This is a genomic window from Lautropia dentalis (assembly GCF_003892345.1).
In the GTDB taxonomy this organism is placed as follows: domain Bacteria; phylum Pseudomonadota; class Gammaproteobacteria; order Burkholderiales; family Burkholderiaceae_E; genus Lautropia; species Lautropia dentalis.
This window is the reverse complement of sequence record NZ_RRUE01000002.1, coordinates 148025-171182: the sequence shown is the minus strand read 5'-3', so window position 1 is coordinate 171182 and position 23158 is coordinate 148025. Positions and strand designations below refer to the sequence as shown.

The following is a 23158-nucleotide window of genomic DNA, read 5'->3' as shown; positions in this document are numbered from 1 at the left end:
AAGTCCAATATGCAGACTGCAATGCTCAAGCCGCGCCTTGTGGAAGTCCAGGAAATTTCCGGACCTTCCCATGCCCGCGTGGTGATGGAGCCTTTCGAGCGTGGCTATGGCCATACGCTCGGCAATGCATTGCGTCGGGTTCTGCTGTCCTCGATGGTCGGCTATGCGCCGACCGAGGTGCAGATTGCCGGCGTGGTGCATGAGTATTCGACAGTCGACGGCCTGCGTGAAGACGTGGTCGATCTGCTGCTGAATCTGAAAGGCGTTACTTTCAAACTGCACAACCGCAGCGAGGTCTTCCTCACCCTGCGCAAGGAAGTTCCCGGTCCCGTCACGGCTGCCGATATCGAGCTGCCGCACGATGTCGAGATCATCAACCCCGAGCATGTCATTGCCACCCTCACCGAAGGCGGCAAGATCGACATGCAGATCAAGGTTGAGAAAGGTCGCGGCTACGTGCCCGGTACGATGCGCAATCTGGGCGACACCAAGACCATCGGTCGTATCGTGCTGGATGCCTCGTTCTCGCCGGTCCGCCGTGTCAGCTATGCCGTCGAGAGCGCCCGTGTGGAGCAGCGTACCGACCTCGACCGTCTGCTGATCGACATCGAGACCAACGGTGCCATCGCGCCGGAGGAAGCCGTTCGCCAATCGGCCCGCATTCTGGTCGACCAGCTGCAGGTCTTCGCCTCCATCGAGGGCAATGAGCCCCCGATCGCCATCGGCATGGGTACCGACATCGGCAGCCTGTCCCCGGGGCGCATCGGAGGCAACGAACGTCCGGCCGCGACCGAAGTCAACCTGGGCATCAGCGGTGGTGCCGGCGGCACGATCGACCCGATCCTGCTGCGTCCGGTCGACGATCTGGAACTGACCGTCCGTTCCGCGAACTGCCTGAAAGCCGAGAACATCTACTACATCGGCGATCTGATCCAGCGCACGGAAAACGAACTGCTCAAGACACCGAATCTCGGTCGTAAGTCACTGAACGAAATCAAGGAAGTGCTGGCGTCGCGTGGTCTGACGCTGGGCATGCGGCTGGATGACTGGCCGCCCGCCGGGTTGGAACGCAACAGCTGACCCCGCTTTGAAGAACAGGATCTGAAGAATCATGCGTCATCGTCTCGGCCTCAGAAAACTCAACCGCACCAGCGCGCACCGTCAGGCCATGCTGCGCAACATGACCAACTCGCTGTTGCGTCATGAAGTGATCAAAACCACCCTGCCGAAGGCCAAGGAACTGCGCCGCGTCGTCGAGCCCATCATCACGCTGGGCAAGAAACCGTCGCTGGCCAACCGCCGCCTGGCCTTCGATCGCCTGCGCGATCGTGAAATGGTGGTCAAGGTCTTCAACGAACTCGGCCCCCGCTATGCCGGTCGTCCCGGCGGCTATGTCCGCATCCTGAAGTTCGGCTTCCGTGATGGCGACAATGCCCCCATGGCCTACGTCGAACTGCTGGACCGCCCTGAAGTGGTGGAAGGCGCCGAAGAGGACAAGGCTGCGTAAGCTGTCAGGTACTGCAGCGAGCCCTTGCTGCAGTACCTCTTCGGGAGTGATACGGATCAGGCCCGCCCGATTGCGTCACTCCCCCAAACAAAAAGCCCCTTTCGGGGCTTTTTGTTTGGGCAGGGCTGGCGTAACGGGCTCCCTGTTGCTCACTTTCTGGAGCGCTGCCGATGATCATGGCCGCTCCGGCCCACATCATGACGCTGCCCATGCGTTTCAGCGCAGGATGTGCCCTCATCATCGTCTTCTTCCCAAGGATATTGAGCTGACGTTAGCACGACCGCAGGGGCGGGAGCAACGGACAATGATGGTTTGAACGGGTTACGCCGGCGGGAGCCCCCCTTCGTCTTTCATCCACTGCGCGGCCTGAATGGCATAGTAGGTGAGCACGCCATTGGCCCCGGCGCGCTTCATCGCCAGCAGGGCCTCCATCGCCACGGCCTTTTCGTCGATCCAGCCATTCTGGGCTGCCGCCTTGATCATCGCGTACTCGCCGCTGACCTGATACACGAAGGTGGGGGCGCCAAACGCGTTCTTCACCCGTCGCACGATGTCCAGATAGGGCAGGCCGGGCTTGACCATCACCATGTCTGCGCCTTCCTGCAGGTCCAGCGCCACCTCGCGCAGGGCCTCGTCGCTGTTGGCCGGGTCCATCTGGTAGGTCTTCTTCGAACTCTTGCCCAGATTGCCCGCCGAACCCACCGCATCGCGGAACGGGCCATACCAGGCGGAGGCATATTTGGCCGAGTAGGCCATGATCTGCGTATGAATCAGCCCGTTCTCCTCGAACGCCTGCCGCAGCATGCCGATGCGCCCGTCCATCATGTCCGACGGCGCCACGATGTCCACGCCGGCCTCGGCCTGGACCAGCGCCTGCTGACGCAGCATGGCCAGGGTCTCGTCATTCAGCACATAGCCGCTCTCGTCGATCAGGCCGTCCTGCCCGTGGCTGGTGTAGGGGTCCAGCGCCACGTCGGTCATCACGCCCAGCTCCGGAAAGCGTGCCTTGAGTGCGCGCACCGTGCGGGGAACCAGTCCCTCCGGGTCGGCGGCCAGTTTGCCGTCGGTGGTTTTCAGGTTGGCCGGGATGACCGGGAACAGGGCCAGTACCGGTATCCGCAGCGCGCTGCACTGTTCCGCCACGTGCAGCAGCTGGTCGATGGTGTAGCGATGCACACCCGGCATCGAGCCGACAGCCACGGGTTCGCGCGTGGCGGCGCCATTGTCGTCATGCACGAACACCGGGTAGATGAAATCATCCGGGCGCAGGTGCGTTTCCTGCAGCATGCGCCGCGAAAAGTCATGACGCCGGTTGCGGCGCATCCGGGTACCCGGGAAGGCGCCCAGGGCAGAGCCAGCGGAGGAGGAAAGAGAAAGTCTGTCTGAATTCATGATGCAGCAGATAGTCGAGCAAGAGTGACTGGAAAGGTCGGAGTGACCGGAAAAGGCGGAACGGTCGGAAGAGGGCGAAGAGGGCGAAGAGGGCGAAGAGGGCGAAAACGGCAAAAAGGGTGAAGAGGATGAAAACGGCGAAAGCAGTGGGGGTAGTGGGAGCAGTGGGAGCAGCGGAAACAGCGGAAATTCGGCCTCATGACGCAGCGTCGGGCTGTGATGATGTGACTGTCAGTACCGCGGGGTGCATGCATTCAGCAGGCACTGCATCATAAATGCAGAATTAGCCGGCTACAGCTACCCCCAACCCCTTCACCAGCATCGGTGCATTGGGGCCGTGATGTTCGGCCACCAGCGCCTGCCAGTCCTGCGCACTGCTGGCGAAGAGGATGTCGATGGCTTCGCGCAGCGGGTCGATGCCCGTCCGGTTCAGTGCCGAGAAGATCTGTACCAGTACGGGGCCTTCGCGGTTCTGGATCACACTTTCCCGGCACAGCTTGCAGCGCACTTCCAGTGCCTGCTGGCGCGACAGCTTGTCTGCCTTGGTCAGCACCAGCACGAGGGGCAGGGTGCCGGGAATCCAGGTCAGCAGCTGCCGGTCGAGGTCGGTCAGGCCGCGGCGGATGTCCACCATCAGCACGATGCCCGAGAGCGCCTGCCGGCGGGTCATGTAGTCGCCGGCCAGCGACTGCCAGGAGCGCTTGGCTTCGGGACTGGCCGTGGCAAAGCCGTAGCCCGGGGTGTCCACCAGAAAGCCCAGCGGTTCGGGCTGTTTGACGGGGCCCACGGCAAACAGGTTCAGCGCCTGGGTGCGGCCAGGGGTGCGGCTGGAGAAGGCCAGCCGTTTCTGGTTGCACAGCGCATTGATGCACGAGGACTTGCCGGCATTGGAACGCCCCACGAACGCCACTTCGGGCAGGCCGTGAGGGTTGGCGCGGTTGAGCTGGGGCAGCTTTGCGACCGTGTCGGCAAAGCGCGCGGTAGTCAGATTCGTCATGTTCCCGATTATCCCGCATGCGGGACCGCCAGTGTCGATCCGCGGCGTGCTTCTTCGACAGCCTCCCGGGGCACCGGGGCACGTTGCCGCCACCAACTTCCATTGCGGCAAGGCTGCGACTGTCAGCAACACCGCCATCCGCCAGCCTTCGTATGTCAGGATATACCGCGCTCCGGCAGCCGCCCGGTCACGATACCGGAATCATCAAATCCGCGGCCCCGGAACTGCCCGGTCACGATCACCGGAATACCCACACCACCTTCCGGCAGCCACCCGCACATCCAGATACGCTGCCCCCGGCAGCCACTCCCATGCCCGGGACGCCGCCCGCCTTTCCGCCCCGACGGACGGCACCAAAAGTTGCTGGGGCAGCCCCAAAGTTTGATCATGCGCAACGTATTGGTCGTGTGCACTGGGTATCCTCAGCTGAATCTGAATTAGCTCCTATGAGTAGGGTCGAGAGGAACATGCGGACGACAGGAACGATGGCTGCGCAACTGGGCGTGCAGGATGCCTGTGATTGCCGGAAACCGGCTGCTTCTGCGGGTATGACCGCATGGGTGGGCCGCTGGCTGCAACCCCGCGCCCTGGCAGGCGTGGCAACCGCCGTGGCACTGGGCATCATGGCCGGCCCCGCACTGGCCGAAGAGGCCGCCAAGGACGACGCGCCGCTGAAGCCGGACCTCGCCGCTGGCCAGGAGACGGTGGAAGACGTATGTGCCGCCTGTCACGGAGCGGATGGCAACAGCACCATCTCTGCCAACCCCAAACTGGCCGGTCAGCACGCCGAGTACATCCGCAAGCAGCTGCAGGACTTCACACCGCCCGAAGACGGAAAGCCGGCCAAACGCGCCAGTGCCGTCATGGGGGCCTTTGCCTCGTCGCTCGAGCCGCAGGACATCGTCAACGTGTCGGCCTACTTTGCTGCGCAGAAGCTCACTGCACCGGCCGCCGCCTCCAACGCCGAGCTGGTCGAGCTGGGCCAGAGCATCTACCGGGCTGGTATTGCTGCCAAGGGCGTTCCTGCCTGTGCCGCCTGCCACGGTCCGGCCGGTGACGGCATGCCGGCACAGTACCCGCAGCTGCGTGGCCAGTTTGCCGAGTACACCACCGCCCAGCTGGTGGCCTTCCGCGACGGCGCCCGCAAGAACAACCATCCGATGGCCGAAATCGCGCTGCGCATGACCGATCCGGAAATCAAGGCCGTGGCCGATTACATCGCCGGCCTGCGTCCCGAAGGGGGTACGCCGGAGGCCAAGCCCGCCGACGCCCCCAAACCGGAAGCCGACAAGAAAGACGAAGCCAACAAGGAAGCCGACGAGTAACGCTGCCCTCAGAACGCCACCTTCACCGTCAGCCAGGCCGAGCGCGGGTCGCCCAGCACCACCATGTCTGGCTGTGACTCGGTGGCATAGAGGCGGTCGGTCACGTTGTTCACAAAGCCCGACAGCGTGACCGTGGGGCTGAACCGGTACTCGAAGCCCACGTCGGCAACGGTGTAGGACGGCCACCAGATGGTGTCGTTCTCGTTGCCGTAGAGCCGGGTGACATGGCGGGCGCCGGCCTGCAGTTTCAGCTCGGGCGTCAGCGCGTAGCTGGTCCAGAGATTGGTCACGGTGCGGGGCACGTTGGAGGGCGTCTTGCCGGCGAGGGATTCCCCACGCCGGTAGAACTGTTTGTACTCGGCGTCCACATAGCCCACATTGGCCTGCATGGACCAGGCCGGGGTCAGCTGCAGGCCCAGTTTGGCCTCCACGCCCCTGGCATCCTGCCGGCCGATCAGGTAGGTTACCCGGCGGTCACGCGGGTCGTTGGTGGCAATGTTGCGGCGGCTGATGTCATACACCGACAGCGTGGCACTGCCGCGGTTGCCCCAGAAGCTGATCTTCGTGCCCAGCTCCAGCATGCGGCCGGTGGTCAGCCGGTCGTTGGCCAGGATCTGCGAGTAGTAGGTGCTGGCCAGGTTGCCGGCGGCCGGGTCGGCGGCGGTGGCGTACTGGGCATAGACCATGGTCTGCGGGGAGATGTCCCAGGTCAGCCCGATGCGGCCGGTGGTGGGGTGGTAGCTGCGCTTGCCGTCGCGTTTGACCTCCTCCGGGTCCAGACTGGAGAAGTGCAGCTTGATGCGTTCGTGCCTCAGGCCGGTGAGCAGCTTCAGGGTGGGTGTCAGGTCGGTGCGGTTCTCCAGATAGAAGGCCAGGTTGTCTACACGGTGGCGGTTCTTCGGCACGTAGGTGGACACCATGCCCGGCAGGTCGTAGAAATACTCGGTGACGAAGTGGTCCGGATCGACGGCGCTTTCCCAGTCGTCCGAGGCGTAGGCCGGGTAGGTGGTCTGGCGGTTGAACGACACGTCCACGCCAAAGCTCCAGTCGCTGCGGTGGCCGGCAATGGCCGAGCGCAGGGTGGCGTCGATGCGGTCGCCGAACACGCGGTGGTCGTGGCGCTGCAGCAGGGCGCTGGTGCGGTTGACCTGCGTGTTGGTGCTGTCGAGGGCGTATTCTTCGACGTTGCGGTAGTCACGCACCGCGTCGTACCCGTAGAAGGTGTTCTTCACGGACAGCGCATCGCTGAGTTTCCAGTCGGCCATCGAGCGCAGCCACTGCACGCGCTGCATGTACAGGCCGTCGGCGCTGTTGTAGTTCTTGTAGCGCAGCCTTTCCAGCACGCTCTGCCGGCCTTCGGCGGGTTGGATGACCGGCGTGCCCCAGTAGGGGCGGTAGTCGCGTTCGTGCTGGTACTCATAGGCCAGCGTGTGGGTAAAGCCGCCACCGAGGTCCGAGAGCAGCGAGGTGACGATCTGTGAGCTGTGGCCGCGGTTGTCGTCGGCCCACTGGCCACCACGCTCGTGGTTGGCGTCGATGCGGACGTAGTGGTCTTTCTGGCCACTGCCGTCTCCGGCCAGACGGCGGTTCAAGCCGAAGGCAGCCTGGCGGTAGCGCCGTGTGCCGGCGCCCAGCTGCACTTCGCTGATGTCGTGGCGCTGTGCGGTCTTGGTGATGTAGTTGATGGTGGCACCCACGCCACCGGCCCCATACAGGAAGCTGGACGGGCCGCCGATGTCTTCCACCCGTTCGTAGATCCAGGCATCCACCGGCTGGGTGGCAATGCTGTACTGCAGGTTGATGCCGTTGTAGACCTGATTGATCGAGGCGCCGCGAAAGCCGCGCTGTGTGACATTCACGTCTCCGTGGGTGGCACTGGCGTGCACGCCGGGCAGTTCGTTGAGTACGTCGTGGGTGGTGCGGGCGCCGCGGGCTTCAATGGTCTCGCGGTCTATCACCGTGACGGAGGCCGGCGTTTCCCGCTCGGTCAGGCCCAGGCGGCTGCCGGTGCTGTTGGCGGTGTCCATTCGCAGCAGGCCGTTCGGATCCTGGCGCCGGTCGTGCACCGAAATGGTGGGCAGGGTCTGCCGCGTGGTGGCCGGGCTGGCACTTTGCCGGCTGGCCCCGCTCATGTCCGCCGTCTGCGCCAGGGCCTGCGAGGCCATCAGTACGCCCAGCGAACAGGACAGGCCGGCCAGCAGGCGGTGGGAGGGTACGGACGGGAAAACATGACGCCGTGCGCCCGAAAAATCAGGAACAGGATATATTGTCGACATGGTGATTGACCCAGAAGGGAAGAAAAATTTCTTCCCGAATTATCGACAATTTTTTCTTCCCTGATTGTGAATATGCATGAATGGTTTTGATGACAATCGTCCGGTTTGCGCTGGGTCAAATTTGCAGGGCCGGATATGGGTTTTGGGTGGTGTTGCGAAGTTTATAAATTGAAATTCATCAATATATGGGTTTCCCGGTGGCTATTGAGGATTCTGCGGTCCTGCCGCCTTTTTTGCGCGCCCAAAAGGGGAGGGCGCGGGGGCAAGTGGGGCCAGGCGCGCAATACCCGGCGGTCAGCCGATAGCTGTCATCTGCCCGTTTCTGGTGGATGAAAGTTTCTCGGTCCATGTCAGATTTTCAGCCGCCGCTCGTGCCGCATCAGGTCGGCCACGGTTTCACGCTCGCGAATCACGCGCACGTGCCGGCCGTCCAGCAGCACCTCGGCGGGGCGCGGGCGGGTGTTGTAGTTCGAGGCCATCGTGGCCCCATAGGCACCGGCCGACAGGATGGCCAGCACGGCATCGTCCGGCAGCGCCAGCGTACGCCGCTTGCCCAGCCAGTCGCCGCTCTCGCATACCGGCCCCACCACATCGGCCGTCACCACCGGTGCATCGCCCGGATTGACTACCTCGATGCGGTGCCACGCCTGATACAGCGACGGGCGCATCAGGTCGTTCATCGCCGCATCCACCACGGCAAAATGGTGTCCTTCGTTGTCCTTCAGGTATTCCAGACACGTCAGCAGCAGGCCGGCATTGCCGATCAGCGCCCGCCCGAATTCGAACATCACCTGCGGTACACGGCCCGGCCGCCACTGATCCAGCCGGTCGAACAGCGCCTGCATCAGCGTTTCGGGCAGCGGTGGCGTTTCCTCGTCGTAGCGGATGCCCAGTCCGCCCCCCAGGTCCAGATGGTGCATGGCAATACCGGCCGCTTCCAGCTGGTCCACCAGCGCCAGCACCTTGTCCAGCGCGGCCAGGAAGGGAGCCGTTTCGGTGATCTGCGAGCCGATGTGGCAATCGATGCCGCGAATGGCCAGATGGGGCAGGGCGGCGGCCTGCCGATAGGCCGCCAGTGCCTGGCTGTGCGGAATGCCGAACTTGTTTTCCTTCAGGCCGGTGGAAATGTAGGGGTGGGTGGCCGCATCCACATCCGGGTTGATGCGCAGCGAGACCGGGGCCTTCAGGTGCAGTTCACCGGCGATCTGGTTCAGGCGCTCCAGTTCGGGCAGCGATTCCACGTTGAAGCAGCCGATGCCGGCCGTGAGCGCCTGGCGGATCTCGTCGGCCGACTTGCCCACGCCGGAGAACACCACCTTTGCCGGATCACCGCCGGCCGCCATCACACGGGCCAGCTCGCCGCCCGACACCACGTCGAAGCCGGCGCCCAGGTGGGCAAACAGCGCCAGAATGGCCAGGTTGCTGTTGGCCTTCACGGCATAGCAGATGCGCGCGTCACGCCCGGCCAGTGCCTGGGCGAAGCGCTGCCAGGTGGCCTCGATGGCCTCGCGGCTGTACACGTAGAGGGGCGTGCCGTACTCGCCGGCCAGGGCCAGCAGGCTGTGCGGGCCGGCCTGCAGCTCGCCATCGGCCGTGCGCTGCAGCCAGCCGTCGGGGGTGTTGAAGGCGTTGGTCGTGCTGGCCGCTGCGGCGGCTGCAGCGGGGGCAGCCGCCGCAGATGTGTCGATGGCAGCGGCCGGTGTGGCAGCTGTGGAAGCGGAAGCGGTGGAACTGGACATGCGTCAGATGCCGGCAAAGAGCCGGAAGGCAGGATCAGGGAAAAGGACTGCCCGCAGAATGGGCAGTGGGAGGAAGGCTGACAGCAACCCGGGTCAGGAAAACCAGGGCGGGCAGGCAGGGCCAGAAAAGGGTAGCCCGTGTGCCGGAAGGCAGCAGGGGCAGGATGGTTCCGCGCGGGCCGTGCAGCAGGCGAAGGCCAGCTTACTTCGAGGTGTCGCCGGTGTCGGTGCTGCCGGAGCCGGCGCTGTCCCTGCCGGTATTGCCGGTGTTCGTGTTGCCGGTATCTGTGCTGCCCGAACCACTGGACGACTGCTGCTCCAGCACCTCGGCCGCAGTACCGCTGTCCACGCCGTTGACCGGTGCCGTGACGGCCTGCCTGTCGTCCTGCGCGCTGGTGCCGGACTGTGAACCGGCCCGGGAGGCTGCATCCGCGGCCGGTGTGGCCGGCGTTTCGGGCGGCAGGTACAGCGGGCCTTTCTGGCCGCAGCCGGCCAGCAGCAGGGTGCCCAGCAGGGCCAGAAGGGGAGGAATTAGAATCGGGGAACGCATCTATGGACCCGGGCCCTTCGGCCCATCGGATTGGCATGGGTAGCGGCCCCGGCAGATCAGGAAGCAGGCAGGCGCCTGTCATCCACGCTCCGGGCCCGGCAGCCCATTACAGAAGGAACTGAACTTTAGCATGAGCGAATTCTCACAGCAGGTCGGCGTCGTGCTCGACGCGCTCACCGAAGGCATCGAAGTGGCCGGCGAGAACGCCGACATGGATCTGGAAGTCACCCGCGCCGGCAACGTCATCACCCTCGAGTTCGAAGACCGGTCGCAGATGGTCATCAACAGCCACGAGGCGGCCGGCGAGGTGTGGGTGGCCTCCAAACGGGGCGGCTTTCACTTCCGCCCAGCCGATGGCCAGTGGATCGACACCCGCAGCGGCAAGGAACTGCTGGCCCTGCTGACCGAAGAAATCGGCTTTCATGCCGGCCAGCCCATCGACCTGTCGGCCATCCGGTTCTGAAAACCGTCCGGGCAGTCTGGACCCGACTTTCAGGTGCCACACCTCATCCCTCCATGAGGTGTGGCCATGGAACGGCCCCGAACTCAGAAGATCTGGTCCTTGGTCTGCTGGCCGTCCTTCAGATCGGACGAAAGACCGTCCTCGGTGATCCCCAGCGCCCGTTTCACCCCCGGGCTGCTGGGCTGGGCCTCGTCCAGATAGTATTCGCCGTCGATCTCGGTCACCCCGTGCGGCACCGGCCGTGCCTTCTCCGGCACCCCGGGCATCACTTCCTTCAGGTATTCGATCCAGATCGGCAGTGCCAGGCCACCGCCGGTCTCGCGTTCGCCCAGGGGTCTTGGCCGGTCGTAGCCCAGCCACGTCACCCCGGCCACTCCGGTGGCATAGCCGGCAAACCAGGCATCGCGTGAATCGTTGGTGGTGCCGGTCTTGCCGGCCAGGTCGTTGCGCTTCACCTCCTTCGTCACCCGGGCGGCCGTACCGTGGCGGGCCACCGTCTTGAGCATGCTGTCCATCAGGAAGGCATTGCGCGGATCGATGGTCAGGTTGTCCTCGCCGCCGGCCCGGGGCGGATTGGCCCTGGCCACTTCACGGCCGGTCTGGTCGGTGATGCGGTCGATCAGGTACGGCTCCAGCCGGTAACCGCCGTTGGCAAAGGTGGCGATCCCGGTGGCGATCTGCATGGGCGTCACGCTGCCGGCGCCCAGCGCCATGGTCAGGTAGGCGGGGTTGCGCTCGGGCCGGATGCCGAAGTTGCGGCCCAGATAGTCCTGCGCGTAGTCGACACCGATGTCCTGCAGGATGCGGATCGACGGCATGTTCTTCGACTTGGCCAGCGCCGTGCGCAGCGTCATCGGCCCCTCGTAGTGGCCGCCGTAGTTTTTCGGTTCCCAGAGCTGGTTGCCCGTGGTGGCCGGATCCAGAATGATCGGCGCATCATTGACCACCGAGGTGGTCATGAAGCCCTTTTCCAGCGCGGCCGAGTAGATGAAGGGCTTGAGCACCGAGCCCGGCTGGCGCACCGACTGCGTGGCCCGGTTGAACTTGCTGCGGCTGAAATCGTAGCCGCCCACCATGGCGCGGATGGCGCCATCGTTGGTGTCGAGCGTCACCATGGCCGCTTCCACCTCGGGTGCCTGGGTGATCTCCCAGCCGTTCTTCCCTTCGGTGATGCGCACCACGGCGCCCGGGCGCAGCCGCCGGTTGGCGGGTGCCTTCGGATTGAGCCACCCCTTCACGAAGGCCAGCCCGGGCCCGGAAATGTCGAAGCTCACCTCGCGTCCACGCGACACCGTGACCTTCTGCGGGCTGGCCGACAGCACCACCGCCGACAGCAGTTTGCCCACGTCACCCGCCTGGGCCACGGCTTCCTCGATGCGGTCCTCGCGTTCGGTCTCGTCGTTAGTGTTCAGGTCCACCGCCGATTCAGGGCCGCGATAGCCATGCTTGCGGTCGAAGGCAAACACGGCATCCTGCACTGCCCGGTTGGCTGCCCGCTGGTCCTTTGCGCGGATGGTGGTGTAGACACGCAGCCCGCCGGTGTAGGCGTCGTCCCTGAACTGCTCGGCCACCAGCGTGCGGGCCATTTCGGAGGCCCACTGTGCCTGCAGCGGGAAGGTGGGCCGGTCGATGTGTACCTTCAGCTCCTCGTTGCGGGCCTGCTGGTACTGCTCTTCCGTGATGAAGCCCAGCGTGCGCATGCGTGACAGCACGTACTGCTGCCGCTGGCGCGCCCGCTCGGGGTTGGCAATCGGGTTGTCACGGGCCGGTGCCTTGGGCAGGCCGGCCAGCATGGCCATCTGGCCGATGGAGAGTTCCGACAGCGGCTTGCCGAAGTAGGTCTGGGCCGCCGTGGCAAAGCCGTACGAGCGCTGCCCCAGGAAGATCTGGTTGGCGTAGATCTCGAAGATCTGCTGCTTGGTCAGCTCCTGCTCGATGCGCAGCGTCAGCAGCACCTCGTAGAACTTGCGTGTGAACTTGCGCTCGCGGCTCAGGAAGGTGGTGCGCGCCAGCTGCATGGTGATGGTGCTGGCACCCTGGCCACGGCCACCGCTCTTGATGTTGGCCAGGATGGCCCGCGCCACCCCCGGCAGGTCGATGCCGTGGTGGGAGAAGAACTCGTCGTCCTCGGCCGCCAGGATGGCCTCGCGCATCTTGACCGGGAAGCTGTCGTACGACACCACCGTGCGCTTCTCTGCGCCGTACTCGCCGATCAGCAGCCCGTCGGCCGAGAAGACCTGCATGGGCAGCTTGGGCCGGTAATCGGTCAGGGCCGTGAGCGGCGGGAGCTGGCTGGAGGCCACCTCGTAGGCCATCACGCCCAGCAGCCCCGCCGTGATCACCAGGACGCCCCCTGTCGCTGCCGACCAGCCCAGAAAACGCAGCACCGGATGCCGGCGGGGGGGCTTGGCGGGACTGCGGCCCCGGGGGGCGCGGCGGCCCGGGGCGGGCCCCAGGGAGGAGGGCTGCCGGGTGGGGGAGCTGGACAGAGTGGGTTCTTGCTTCATGAATGCGTGCGTGAACAGGGGGAGCGGGCATGCCGCGCCAACTCGACACTATAAAGGAAGCGCACCGCGAGGTCATCCGGTGTGGCTTGCCACCGGTCGGCTGCAGGGGGCGCCGGGCAGCTGCATCAGTTACATCTACACCCGTGTCGACGAACAGCGTGCTGTGCCGCCGGATGTCGCAAGCGCCTGGCCGGCCTGGGAAACGTGTCATTGGTCCCATGCCTCCCGGCAGGATTTCCGACCCCTGCTGCAGCGCAAACGACCGTTCGACCGGCAAATTCGACTGCTCTTCCCCGACGAGCGACCAAAGGGTAACGCGCCTTGATCAGTGGTTCGGGAAGGTGGATGAAAACGTCGAAAAAGATCTTAAAGTGAGCCCCTGTTTGTCAGGCGGTAAATGGGGAATTGTAAGGGATGCAGGTCTTCGGACCGGTTTCCCGGGGATTTTTTCTTGATCGGGTGGTTTTGTGGGATTTGGCCTTCAAACATTGTTATCGCGTGGACCGGCCCCGTTGATCGGGGTGGATTTCAGCGCGTCCAGCGTCAAAGTCGTCGAGCTTTCCGCCGGTAAACAGGCACCGATGCGCCTGGAACGGTACGCCATCGAGCCGATCGAGCGTGGCGCCGTGGTCGATGGCAACGTGGAACGTCACGAAGCCGTGGCCGATGCGCTGCTGCGTGCCCTGCGCAAGGCCGGTACCTCGACCCGGCAGGTGGCCATGGCGCTGCCTTCGTCGTCGGTCATCACCAAGCGGATCACGCTGCCGGCGGATCTGACCGAGGATGACTACGAGGTGCAGGTCGAATCGGAGGCCAGCCAGTACATCCCCTTCGCCATCGACGAAGTGAACCTGGATTTCCAGGTGCTGGGTCCCTCGGCCACCGACGAAACCAGCGTCGACGTGCTGCTGGCCGCCTCGCGCAAGGAAAAGGTCGATGACCGGGTGATGGTGGCCGAACTGGCCGGCCTGAAGCCGCTGATCATCGATGTCGAACCCTACGCGGCCCGCATCTCCATCGACAACATCATCAGCCAGCTGCCGGCCGGCGGTGAAGGGCAGATCCTGGCCGTGTTCGACATCGGCCAGACCGCCACGCGCCTGGCCGTGGTCTACAACGGCCAGACCGTCTTCGAGCGCGAACAGCCCTTCGGCGGCAACCAGCTGACGCAGGAAATCGTGCGCCTCTACGGTCTGACCGCCGAAGAGGCCGAGCTGAAGAAGCGCAGCGGCGACCTGCCCGAAAACTACACGAAAGAACTGCTGCACCCCTTCGTCGAGGCCGGCGCCACCGAACTGGCCCGCTCGCTGCAGTTCTTCTTCTCGTCCACGCCGTACCAGCGTGTCGACCGGATCCTGCTGGCAGGCGGCGCGGCCGTCACCCCGGGCCTGGCCGAAGCGGTACTGCAGAAAACCTCGGTGCCCACCGAAATCCTCAGCCCCTTCCAGGGCATGGAAATCGGTGATGCCGTGTCCGAGAAACAGATGAATCTGGACGCGCCCGCACTGCTCGTGAGCTGCGGCCTGGCCATGAGGAGGTTCGACCAATGATCCGTATCAACCTGTTGCCGCACCGCGAACAGAAACGCGAGCGGCGCAAACGCGACTTCAACGGCCAGCTGGTGGCCGCGGCCCTGGTGGGCGGTGGCCTGGTGTTTCTGGGCGGGATGTTCATCAACCACCAGATCGAGAACCAGAATGCCCGCAACGACCTGATCCGCAACGAGAACCAGAAACTCGATGCGCAGATCGCGGAAATCAAGGATCTGGAAAGCGCCATTGCCTCGCTGAAGGCACGCCAGACCGCCGTGGAAGACCTGCAGAGCGACCGGACCATCCCGGTGCACCTGTTCGACGAGCTGGTCAAGATGACACCTGAAGGCGTGTACCTGGACAAGCTGGAACAGCGCGATATGCAGGTCACGCTCACCGGCAAGGCACAGTCCAACGAACGCGTGGCCGAATTCCTGCGCAACCTCAGCGACGGCAGCCCGTGGCTGGAAAAACCGCAGCTCGAGGAAATCCGTGAGGAAGAACTGCGCAGCCGCGGCCGCAACGGCGATGTCAAGCGTGCGCATGAATTCCGCCTGAACGTGCTGGTCAAGCGCCAGGCGCCGGCGCAGCTCAACGCCCAGCCCGGCAAGGTGGCCCTCAACACCGCTGCCACCCAGGGAGCCAAGTGATGAAGAACGTTGAAATCAATTTCAGCGGCCTGACCCGGCAGTTCGAGGGTCTGAACGGCCGCCACCCCGGCCTGTGGCCGATTGCCCCCAAGGCGCTGCTGCTCTCGGGCGTCGTGGCTGCCCTGGTGGCTGCCGGCTGGTTTGCCTACTGGAGCGGCCTGAACGAGGAACTGGAATCGGCCCAGGCCCAGGAGCAGACCCTGAAGGACGAATACACGCAGAAAGTGGCCAAGGCCGTCAACCTCGACGACCTGCGCCGCCAGAAAGTGCTGGCCGAACAGTACGTGGGCGTGCTGGAGAAACAGCTGCCCAGCCGTGCCGAAATGGATGCCCTGCTGTCGGACATCAACCAGGCCGGTGTGGGTCGTGGCGCCACGCTGCAGCTGTTCCGCCCGGGTTCCGTGGAGCTGAAGAAACACTACGCCGAACTGCCCATCGCCGTGAAGGTGGTGGGCGGGTTCCACGACCTGGCCTCGTTCAGCAGCGACCTGGCTAACCTGCCACGTATCGTGACGCTCAACAACATCACCATCGAACACAAGAACGGTGGGAATCTGGAAATGAGCGCCACCGCAAAAACCTTCCGCTATCTGGACAAGGATGAAATCGCCGGTCAGGCGGCCGGGGGCAAGAAATGAACGCGCACAAACGATGGATGACCGCAGGCTCGGCCCTGCTGCTGGGCACCGTGCTCAGCGGCTGCAGCGCCAACCTCGATGAAGTGCAGGCGTGGATGGACAACACCCGCAACGACACGCCGCGCAAGGTGGGCAAGCTGGACGAGCCGAAGAATTTCGTGCCCTTCCGCTACGAAGCGAAGCTGGACTACGACCCCTTCTCGGACAGCAAGCTGGTGGTGGCCATGGCCAATCTGAGCGACCGCAGCCGCTCGGGCCTGGCGCCGGACCGCAACCGCCGCAAGGAAGTGCTCGAGAACTTCCCGCTGGACTCCGTGAAGCTGGTGGGTCACCTGCAGAACAAAACCAACGGCAACGTTGCATTGCTGGCGGTGGATGACGTGGTCTATCAGGCACGCGTGGGCAACTACGTGGGCCAGAACTACGGTCGCATCACCAGGATTACCGAAACCGAAATGGGCGTGAAGGAGCTGGTGCGCGATGCCGCCGGCGACTGGGTGGAACAGGACACCACGCTCTCTCTCGAAGACGAACCCAAATCATGAACCAACGACCTGGGAAACATACGGCCATGCGCTTTCTGAAAACCTCCATCGCCGCAGCCCTTGTCGGGTTCGGCACCGTTGCTGCCAGCCCGGCCTGGGCCATCAGCAATTCCATCGAATCGATCATCGGCTCGCAGCAGGGTGAAGCCACGCAGGTGCGCATCCGCATGGGCATGCCGCTGACCGAGGTACCGCCCAGCTTCAGCCTGGCCAACCCGCACCGGCTGGCGCTCGACTTCAAGGACACCGACAACCGCATCGGCCGCAGCCTGGTCGAAATTGCCGGCGGTGACGTGAAAAGCGTCAACGTGGTGCAGAGTGGCGAGCGTTCGCGCGTCGTCCTGAACATGTCGCGTCCCATGCGCTTTCAGACCGAGATCGACGGCAACGACCTGATCCTGTCGCTCAACCGCCAGGACACCGTGGTCGGCGCCCCGGTCAAATCCGGCCCGCTGCCGATGGTGGCCCAGAACGCCCGCGGCAGCGCCCACGCGCTGAAGGACATCGACTTCCGCCGTGGCAAGGACGGTGAAGGCCGTGTGGTCATCGACCTGTCCGACGACGGCGCCGGTGTGGACGTGCGCCAGCAGGGCAAGAACCTGATCGTCGAATTCCAGGGCACCTCGCTGCCGGCCAACCTGCGTCGCCAGCTGGACGTGGCCGACTTCGGCACGCCCATCAAAACGGTGCGCACACAGTATCAGAGTGGCAACACCCGCCTGATCATCGAGCCGCAGGGCCTGTGGGAGCACAGCGCCTACCAGAGCGACTCGCAGTTCGTGGTGGAAGTCAAACCCGTCAAGGAAGACCCGAACCGCCTCACGCAGGGCAGCCGCCCCGGCTACCGCGGCGAGCGTCTGTCGCTGAACTTCCAGAACGTCGACGTGCGTGCGCTGCTGCAGGTCATTGCCGACTTCACCAATCTGAACATCGTCACCAGCGACACCGTGCAGGGCAAACTCACCCTGCGCCTGAAGGACGTGCCCTGGGACCAGGCACTGGACATCATCATGCAGTCGCGTGGCCTGGACATGCGCAAGAACGGCAACGTCGTGATGATCGCCCCACGTGAAGAACTGGCCACCAAGGAAAAGCTCACGCTGGAATCGAAACAGCAGATTGCCGAAATCGAGCCGCTGCGTACCGAGACCTTCACGCTGAACTACCAGACCGCCGAGAAGATCCGCGACATGCTGACCGACGAGAAACAGTCGGTCCTGTCCAAGCGCGGCAGCGCCCTGGCCGACATCCGCTCGAACAAGCTGTTCGTGATGGACACCCCGTCGCGCCTGGATGAAGTGCGCCAGATGATTGCGCAGATCGACATCCCGGTGCGCCAGGTGCTGATCGAGGCCCGCATCGTCGAAGCCGACGACCGCTTCTCGCGCAACCTCGGCACCAAGCTGGGCTACTACGACCGCCGCTCCACCATGTACCGCACGGTGTCGCGTCCGAACCCGGTGACGGGCGAGGCCGAAGCCTACAACGTGCCGGTCTATGGTCCGGGCTCGAAGCTGGGCCGCGTGGGTTACGGCACCATTTCGGGCAACCTGTCCGGTTCGGCCGACCTGTCCGCGCAGCTGGGCGGTGAAGAATCTGGCGCCGCCGTGGGCCTGGGCAAGGCCACGGACCTGGCCAACACCAACTTCTTCAGCTTCCCGGCCGGTGGCATCAACGGCACGAACCCGGCCTCGCTGGCCATCAGCCTGTTCGGTTCCAGCCTGTCGCGCTTCATCAACCTGGAACTCTCGGCCCTCGAAGCCGACCAGCGCGGCAAGGTGGTTTCCAGCCCGCGCGTGCTGACCTCCAGCCAGCGCCCGGCCGTGATCGAGCAGGGTACCGAGCTGCCGTACCAGTCGGCCACGTCCAGCGGCGCCACCTCGGTGTCGTTCCGCAAGGCCAACCTGCGCCTGGAAGTGACTCCGCAGATCACGCCGGAAGGCAACGTGATTCTGGATGTGGACGTGAGCCGCGACGCCGTGGGCCAGCTGACCAACGCCGGCTACGCCATCGACACCCGCCACGTGAAGACGCAGGTGCTGGTGGAAGATGGCGGCACGGTGGTGATCGGCGGCATCTACGAACAGTACGAGCGCAACCGTACCGACAAGGTGCCCCTGCTGGGCGACATCCCCATCCTGGGCTACCTGTTCCGCAGCACCTCGCGCTCGAACGACCGGACCGAACTGCTGGTGTTCCTGACGCCGCGGATCGTGACGGACAAGCTGGCGCAGCGGTGAGCTGATGCCCGCCTGAAAGGAAGGGCCGCGCCTGGTGGGGCGGTTCTTCCGGGAAAGCAAAAAGCGGCCGGGTGGCCGCTTTTTGCTTGCAGGAGACCGAAGTCAGGTTTGGTTTTCCGGCGGCCTTGGTGACTGCATGAGCTTTTCTACCAGGCAAGTGCCTCGAAGCCGATCCTGTGAGCCTGAATCAATGTTCAGGCCTACCAGTCTTGCGGTTTTCTGACGACGCCATGTTCGTCGCTGATCGATTCAGGGAGTTGACAAGCTTCCAGTGCGCCTGGGCGGATCTGCTTGATAAAATCCACGTGAGGAACGATGGCGCGGCTGGGTTTCTTTTGTGGGTTGAGAATGCCCACTGATTTACCCAGTTCGCCTCTTGCCAGTTTGATGGGCTCCAGCAGGTCGGAGTCGTTGGACACGACGACAGCAATGTCGAAACGATCAAGATGTGCGTCATGCAGCAGGTGGGCTGCCAAGTTGACGTCCGAGCCCTTCTCTTCCGTCTTGATGATGTCAACGTATGGATTTTTTCCTGGTTCCGGGTTTGCAAGTCTTGCTTTCACCTTGTGGGACAGGTAGTGCCCATAGATGATGTCCACAACAGGAATTGTCGAGAGGGCGCGCAGATAGGCCTGCTGGCGGGCTGGCTGCAACGGATCGTTGGGCCGGGCGCTGATGCGTGCAGTAAAATACTTGATGTGATCTATATCGTTATTGGGCAGATAGGCTTGGCACAGAGCCCTGAGATCCAGCCATTTGAAAGGAGTCCCTTTCAGAGCGCCGTAATACAGGTTGAACCCGTCGATGTAAACACTGGTTCTGGGCTTCTTTGCGGCCATTTCATGTTCCAGAAATGCAGAAGCCCCCTTGCGGGGGCCTCGCGCCTAAAGGCCGAAGCCTTCAGGGGGGTAGGGATGCTGGCCTCCTGACGGAGGCCGCACTCACGAACCGAGGTTCGTGAGGGGATACAGTCACTATTGTGTGGGATGTCACTGCGAAAGTCAATAGGTGGCGTCTCATGGATGACGGCAGTGCTGTCGAAACCAGAAATGGCGCGTCCATCATTCGGAACGCAGCAGGTCGTCATGACGGTCCAGCGCACGCCGCAGGGCAGGGGGAGCCGCGGGAGGCGAAAGCAGCGCGTCGGCAAAGCGTTCCTGATCAGTCAGGGACAGGCGAATCACTTCCTGCTGGTCGATGGCCTGCAGGGCTGCGGTCTGCACGGCTGACACGACAAAATCGGTCATCGTGCGTCCCTGCAGTTCGGCTGCGCGTTTGAGCATGGCGTGCAGATCGGCGCTTATGCGTGCTTCGAGTCGCGCAGAAGCCTTGGGGGCTGGCTTGGCAGAGGTAATGGCGGTCATGATGAAAATGCTCCCAGCGATGATCTGCGTCTGCCCTCGACTGGACGAGGTTCCTGCTGGGATTCATTGTGCGGCTGGGAGCCGTACGGGTCAATCTGGGGTTAAGGTTGTCTGCCGTCGTTTGGCAGCAGCCCGGCGCTGCGCATGCCCGAGGCTGATCGTCCATCTGGCCTAGGTCGTCCGTCCACCCCGTGCATTTGTCGCACGCCAGCGCTGACCTGCCCTGCTGAAATGCCCGAATCCCAGCTTTCGGGCTTTCACGATGAACGCCAGTGATGAACCAGACAACCGCAGCAATCCGCCTCCGGGCGAGCCTCTGGCTGAGCGCACACCGGGTGGTGATGCCGGCCATGTTGCCGATGCAGGCCATATCCCCGATGCCAGCCCTGTTCCAGATGCCGTCCACGCCTCCCCGTGTCCCGGCGGAGAGCCGCCGCCGCACCCCAGCCACGACCAGAACTTCAAGAACCTGATCCTTGCCTGTCCCCGGGAGGCACTGGCCTTCTTCCTGCCGGAGGAGGGCTTCACGCTGGACGGCAACTTCACCGTCCGTCCGCTGCGCCAGGAGCTGCCCAAGCGGCGCCTGGGTGATCGCTTCTTCGAGATGGACACGCCACTGCGTGTCTCGTGGCCCGGCGGCGAGCGCGAGGACATGGTGGTGCTGTTCGAGGAGGAGAGCGTGCCCTCGCGTTTCTCGCCGCTGCGGCTGCTGCATTACACCACCGGTCTGGCGCTGGCCGAGAAGATCGAACGGGCCGCGGTGGTTGTGATCTTTCTCAGGCGTGGCAGAATCAGAAGCGAGTTCTGCCTGCAGGCGGACAGTGACTGGACGGTGCGCTTTCGCTTCCGGACCGTGGAGCTGCCCCGCCTGAAGGCCGCAGACTTTGCGGCGCATCCCAATGTGGTGGCCCGCATCCTGTCGGTCTGCATGGGCTACCCGTCCGATCCGCTGTCGCGGGTGCGGGTGTACGCGCATGCTGTCAACGGTCTGCTGGAACTGGAGTCCGACCCGGAGAAGCAGAACCTCTTCGAGGGGTTCATTGCCAGTTACCTTCATCTGGGCGATGATGAGTTTCGCCTGTATCAGCAGCTTTACCCTTCGGAGAAAACGCACATGGCAGGTTTGGTGGAACACCTCAGGGAGAATCTCACGAAAGAGCTGGAGCCCATGCTGCGCCAGCAGCTGATTCCCGGGCTGAAGCAGGAGTTGCGGCAGGAGCTGCGGCCGGCGCTCATGCAGGAATTGCGCCCGGCGCTCATGCAGGAGGGCGCGCAACAGGGGGTGGCCCGGATGCTGGCCGACATGCTGGCTGAGCGCTTCGGTCCGCTGGACGACGAAACATCGAAGCGTCTCGCTGGTGCCAGCCAGGAGGAACTGCGCCACTGGAGCCTGCGCCTTCTGACGGCCCAGTCGCTGGACGAGGTCTTCCGTCTGCAGTGACCCCCCCAGAACCTGCACCCCGACACCCCGCCCGCTTTCTGGTACCTTTAGGCGCCATGAGCCCCCCGTATTCGATATTCCTGGTGGGCATGATGGGCGCTGGCAAGTCGACCGTAGGGGTGAGACTGGCACGGCGGCTGGATCGTGCCTTCATCGACGCCGACCGCGAGCTGGAAGAGCGCCTGGGCGTGAGCGTGCCAACCATCTTCGAGCTGGAAGGCGAGGCCGGCTTTCGCCGGCGCGAAAGCATGCTGCTGGACGAGCTGACGCTGCGGTCCGGGCTGGTACTGGCCACGGGCGGTGGCGCGGTACTGTCCGAGGCGAACCGGCAGATGCTGCATGCCCGGGGCCGCGTCATCTATCTGCAGGCGTCGGCGTCCGATCTGTGGCAGCGGCTGCGACGCGACCGCAACCGGCCACTGCTGCGCACGGCCAACCCGCGTGAGCGCATCCAGAAGCTCACGGCCGACCGCGAGCCGCTCTATCACGCGGTGGCCCATCATGTGGTCACCACCAGCCGCCAGCCCATCGACCAGATCGTCGATGTCATCGTGAAGCTGCTGGCCGGCCACGTGGAGCCACCGTCTGCTCCCCCGGCAGCGTCTCCGCCCGGTGTGTCCGCTGTGCCGTGACGATCCGCTTCCGTGCCGTGGCGGTGTATTTCCTTTCCGGGAAGGTATGACCCTTTCCGCCGCTCCTTTGCTCCTTTCTTCTCCCGTCTGACTTCTGCCATGTCCGATCCCCAGATTCTCACCGTCGATCTCGGCGCCCGCAGTTACGACATCCAGGTGGGCCATGGCCTGCTGGAAGCCAATCCGGCCTTCCAGGCTGTGGCGAAGGGGCGCTCGGTGGCCATCGTGTCCGACAGCAATGTGGATCCGCTCTATGGTCATCAGGTGGAGCTGCTGCTGGCGCCGGTGGCGCATCAGGTGGTGCGCATCGTGGTGCCGGCGGGCGAGTCCAGCAAGTGCTGGGAACAGCTCGATGCCATTCACGACCGCATGCTGGAGGCCCATCTGGACCGCAAGAGCCTGGTGGTGGCGCTGGGCGGGGGTGTGGTGGGGGACCTGGCCGGGTTTGCGGCCGCCAGTTTCCAGCGGGGCATCGATTTCGTGCAGGTGCCCACCAGCCTGCTGGCACAGGTGGATTCGTCGGTGGGGGGCAAGACGGGCATCAATCATCGCCGGGGCAAGAACATGGTGGGGGCGTTCCACCAGCCGCGGCTGGTGGTGGCCGACACCGGCGTGCTCAGGACGTTGCCTCCACGCGAGCTGGCGGCCGGTCTGGCCGAGGTGATCAAGCACGGTGCCATTGCGGACCGGACCTATCTGGAACAGGTGGCGGCCGACATGCCGGCGCTGCTGGCCTGCGATCCCGATGCGCTGGCGCGCGCCATCCTCGTGTCGATGCGCATCAAGGCCGGGGTGGTGGCAGCCGACGAGCGTGAGGCCGGTGTGCGGGCACACCTGAATTTTGGCCATACCTTCGGCCATGCCGTGGAGGTGGGGGCAGGCTACGGCAAGTGGCTGCATGGCGAGGCGGTGGCGGCCGGCATGGTGATGGCGGCCGATCTGTCGGTGCGGCTGGGCAGGATGCCGGCCACCGACATGGCGGTGCTGGTGCAGGCCATCGAGGCGGCCGGCCTGCCGGTGAAGGCACCGCAGTGGCCGGTGGACGATTATCTGCGCTACATGTCCATCGACAAGAAGGCCGACCGGGGGACACCGGTGTTCGTGGTGCTCGACGGTCTGGGCAAGGCTGCCACCACCCGCGCCGACGAGGCACTGGTGCGAGAGGTCATCGCCACTCACTTGGGGTGACGTACCCGGTGTGCCATGCATCCATGCCGCGCCGTCACTGATCGGCCGCGGCTGCCTGCCGGTCAGTGCGCGGCAGGCCCGTGCATTTCTTCCTTCTACAGTGCCTGCCATGGGTGGGTGAATATGCCCCACACCGCACATGGCCGCGCAGGCACGACCTGCCGGCCGCAGA

Annotated in this window: 20 protein-coding genes; 12 read left to right on the top strand and 8 right to left on the bottom strand. The window is 64.4% G+C overall.

Annotated elements, in window-relative coordinates; genetic code table 11:
- Positions 1-9: 9 nt before the first annotated feature.
- Together EHV23_RS08770 and rplQ are read left to right on the top strand one after the other, a co-directional pair.
- Positions 10-1080, top strand: coding sequence for a DNA-directed RNA polymerase subunit alpha (locus EHV23_RS08770; protein WP_125095745.1), 1071 nt, complete (start codon positions 10-12; stop codon positions 1078-1080).
- A 31-nt stretch (positions 1081-1111) separates the two neighbouring features.
- The gene (gene rplQ / locus EHV23_RS08765; protein WP_125095744.1) at positions 1112-1507 is read left to right on the top strand and encodes a 50S ribosomal protein L17; all 396 of its coding nucleotides are present in this window, start codon (positions 1112-1114) and stop codon (positions 1505-1507) included.
- Between the two features lie 321 nt (positions 1508-1828).
- On the opposite strand, the gene hemB is transcribed toward rplQ, so the two are convergent.
- A complete protein-coding gene (hemB, locus tag EHV23_RS08760) occupies positions 1829-2899 on the bottom strand; it encodes a porphobilinogen synthase (RefSeq protein WP_125095743.1) in 1071 nt (356 codons plus the stop codon).
- A 283-nt stretch (positions 2900-3182) separates the two neighbouring features.
- Positions 3183-3896, bottom strand: a complete 714-nt coding sequence (yihA, locus tag EHV23_RS08755) for a ribosome biogenesis GTP-binding protein YihA/YsxC (RefSeq protein WP_125095742.1) — start codon at positions 3894-3896, stop codon at positions 3183-3185.
- Between the two features lie 623 nt (positions 3897-4519).
- Between yihA and EHV23_RS08750 the strand changes: the two genes are divergently transcribed.
- Positions 4520-5221, top strand: coding sequence for a c-type cytochrome (locus tag EHV23_RS08750; protein WP_238990486.1), 702 nt, complete (start codon positions 4520-4522; stop codon positions 5219-5221).
- Between the two features lie 8 nt (positions 5222-5229).
- Here EHV23_RS08750 and EHV23_RS08745 read toward each other — a convergent pair whose 3' ends face one another.
- From EHV23_RS08745 to lptM, 3 genes are all read right to left on the bottom strand, one after another.
- Positions 5230-7497: a TonB-dependent receptor gene (locus EHV23_RS08745; RefSeq protein WP_125095740.1), complete on the bottom strand. Its 2268-nt coding sequence runs from the start codon at positions 7495-7497 to the stop codon at positions 5230-5232.
- Between the two features lie 350 nt (positions 7498-7847).
- On the bottom strand, positions 7848-9236 hold the full coding sequence (gene lysA, locus EHV23_RS08740) for a diaminopimelate decarboxylase (RefSeq protein ID WP_125095739.1): 1389 nt from the start codon (positions 9234-9236) through the stop codon (positions 7848-7850).
- Positions 9237-9438: 202 nt separating this feature from the next.
- Positions 9439-9786, bottom strand: coding sequence for an LPS translocon maturation chaperone LptM (gene lptM, locus EHV23_RS08735; RefSeq protein WP_125095738.1), 348 nt, complete (start codon positions 9784-9786; stop codon positions 9439-9441).
- A 130-nt stretch (positions 9787-9916) separates the two neighbouring features.
- On the opposite strand from lptM, the gene cyaY reads away from it, so the two are divergent.
- A complete protein-coding gene (gene cyaY, locus EHV23_RS08730; RefSeq protein ID WP_125095737.1) occupies positions 9917-10249 on the top strand; it encodes an iron donor protein CyaY in 333 nt (110 codons plus the stop codon).
- An 83-nt stretch (positions 10250-10332) separates the two neighbouring features.
- Here cyaY and EHV23_RS08725 read toward each other — a convergent pair whose 3' ends face one another.
- Complete coding sequence (locus EHV23_RS08725; RefSeq protein WP_125095736.1) at positions 10333-12756, bottom strand: penicillin-binding protein 1A; 2424 nt, start codon at positions 12754-12756, stop codon at positions 10333-10335.
- A 467-nt stretch (positions 12757-13223) separates the two neighbouring features.
- Between EHV23_RS08725 and EHV23_RS08720 the strand changes: the two genes are divergently transcribed.
- From EHV23_RS08720 to EHV23_RS08700, 5 genes are read left to right on the top strand one after another with little or no spacing between them, the layout of a single operon-like run.
- The gene (locus EHV23_RS08720; protein ID WP_125095735.1) at positions 13224-14306 is read left to right on the top strand and encodes a pilus assembly protein PilM; all 1083 of its coding nucleotides are present in this window, start codon (positions 13224-13226) and stop codon (positions 14304-14306) included.
- Complete coding sequence (locus EHV23_RS08715; RefSeq protein ID WP_125095734.1) at positions 14303-14938, top strand: PilN domain-containing protein; 636 nt, start codon at positions 14303-14305, stop codon at positions 14936-14938. Before EHV23_RS08720 ends, EHV23_RS08715 begins: the two co-directional genes overlap by 4 nt.
- Entirely contained in the window at positions 14938-15576 is a 639-nt protein-coding gene (locus EHV23_RS08710) for a type IV pilus inner membrane component PilO (RefSeq protein ID WP_125095733.1), read from the top strand. The genes EHV23_RS08715 and EHV23_RS08710 overlap by 1 nt, the downstream gene beginning before the upstream one ends.
- Before the next feature lie 17 nt (positions 15577-15593).
- Positions 15594-16121 carry a pilus assembly protein PilP gene (locus tag EHV23_RS08705; protein WP_158615899.1) on the top strand — a complete coding sequence of 176 codons (528 nt, stop codon included), beginning with the start codon at positions 15594-15596 and terminating at the stop codon, positions 16119-16121.
- A gap of 26 nt (positions 16122-16147) precedes the next feature.
- On the top strand, positions 16148-18361 hold the full coding sequence (locus EHV23_RS08700) for a type IV pilus secretin PilQ (protein ID WP_125095731.1): 2214 nt from the start codon (positions 16148-16150) through the stop codon (positions 18359-18361).
- A gap of 200 nt (positions 18362-18561) precedes the next feature.
- Here EHV23_RS08700 and EHV23_RS08695 read toward each other — a convergent pair whose 3' ends face one another.
- Positions 18562-19200 carry an NYN domain-containing protein gene (locus EHV23_RS08695; RefSeq protein ID WP_125095730.1) on the bottom strand — a complete coding sequence of 213 codons (639 nt, stop codon included), beginning with the start codon at positions 19198-19200 and terminating at the stop codon, positions 18562-18564.
- 222 nt (positions 19201-19422) lie between these two features.
- Positions 19423-19725 (bottom strand): type II toxin-antitoxin system TacA family antitoxin, encoded by a 303-nt coding sequence (locus tag EHV23_RS08690; RefSeq protein ID WP_125095729.1) that lies wholly within the window; start codon positions 19723-19725, stop codon positions 19423-19425.
- Positions 19726-19987: 262 nt separating this feature from the next.
- Here EHV23_RS08690 and EHV23_RS08685 point away from each other — a divergent pair, with 262 nt between their 5' ends.
- The 3 genes from EHV23_RS08685 to aroB all read left to right on the top strand — a co-directional run bounded on the left by EHV23_RS08685 (position 19988) and on the right by aroB (position 22986).
- On the top strand, positions 19988-21166 hold the full coding sequence (locus EHV23_RS08685) for an RpnC/YadD family protein (protein ID WP_125095728.1): 1179 nt from the start codon (positions 19988-19990) through the stop codon (positions 21164-21166).
- A 56-nt stretch (positions 21167-21222) separates the two neighbouring features.
- On the top strand, positions 21223-21798 hold the full coding sequence (locus tag EHV23_RS08680; RefSeq protein ID WP_125095727.1) for a shikimate kinase: 576 nt from the start codon (positions 21223-21225) through the stop codon (positions 21796-21798).
- A 99-nt stretch (positions 21799-21897) separates the two neighbouring features.
- Positions 21898-22986 carry a 3-dehydroquinate synthase gene (gene aroB / locus EHV23_RS08675; RefSeq protein ID WP_125095726.1) on the top strand — a complete coding sequence of 363 codons (1089 nt, stop codon included), beginning with the start codon at positions 21898-21900 and terminating at the stop codon, positions 22984-22986.
- Positions 22987-23158: the final 172 nt, after the last annotated feature.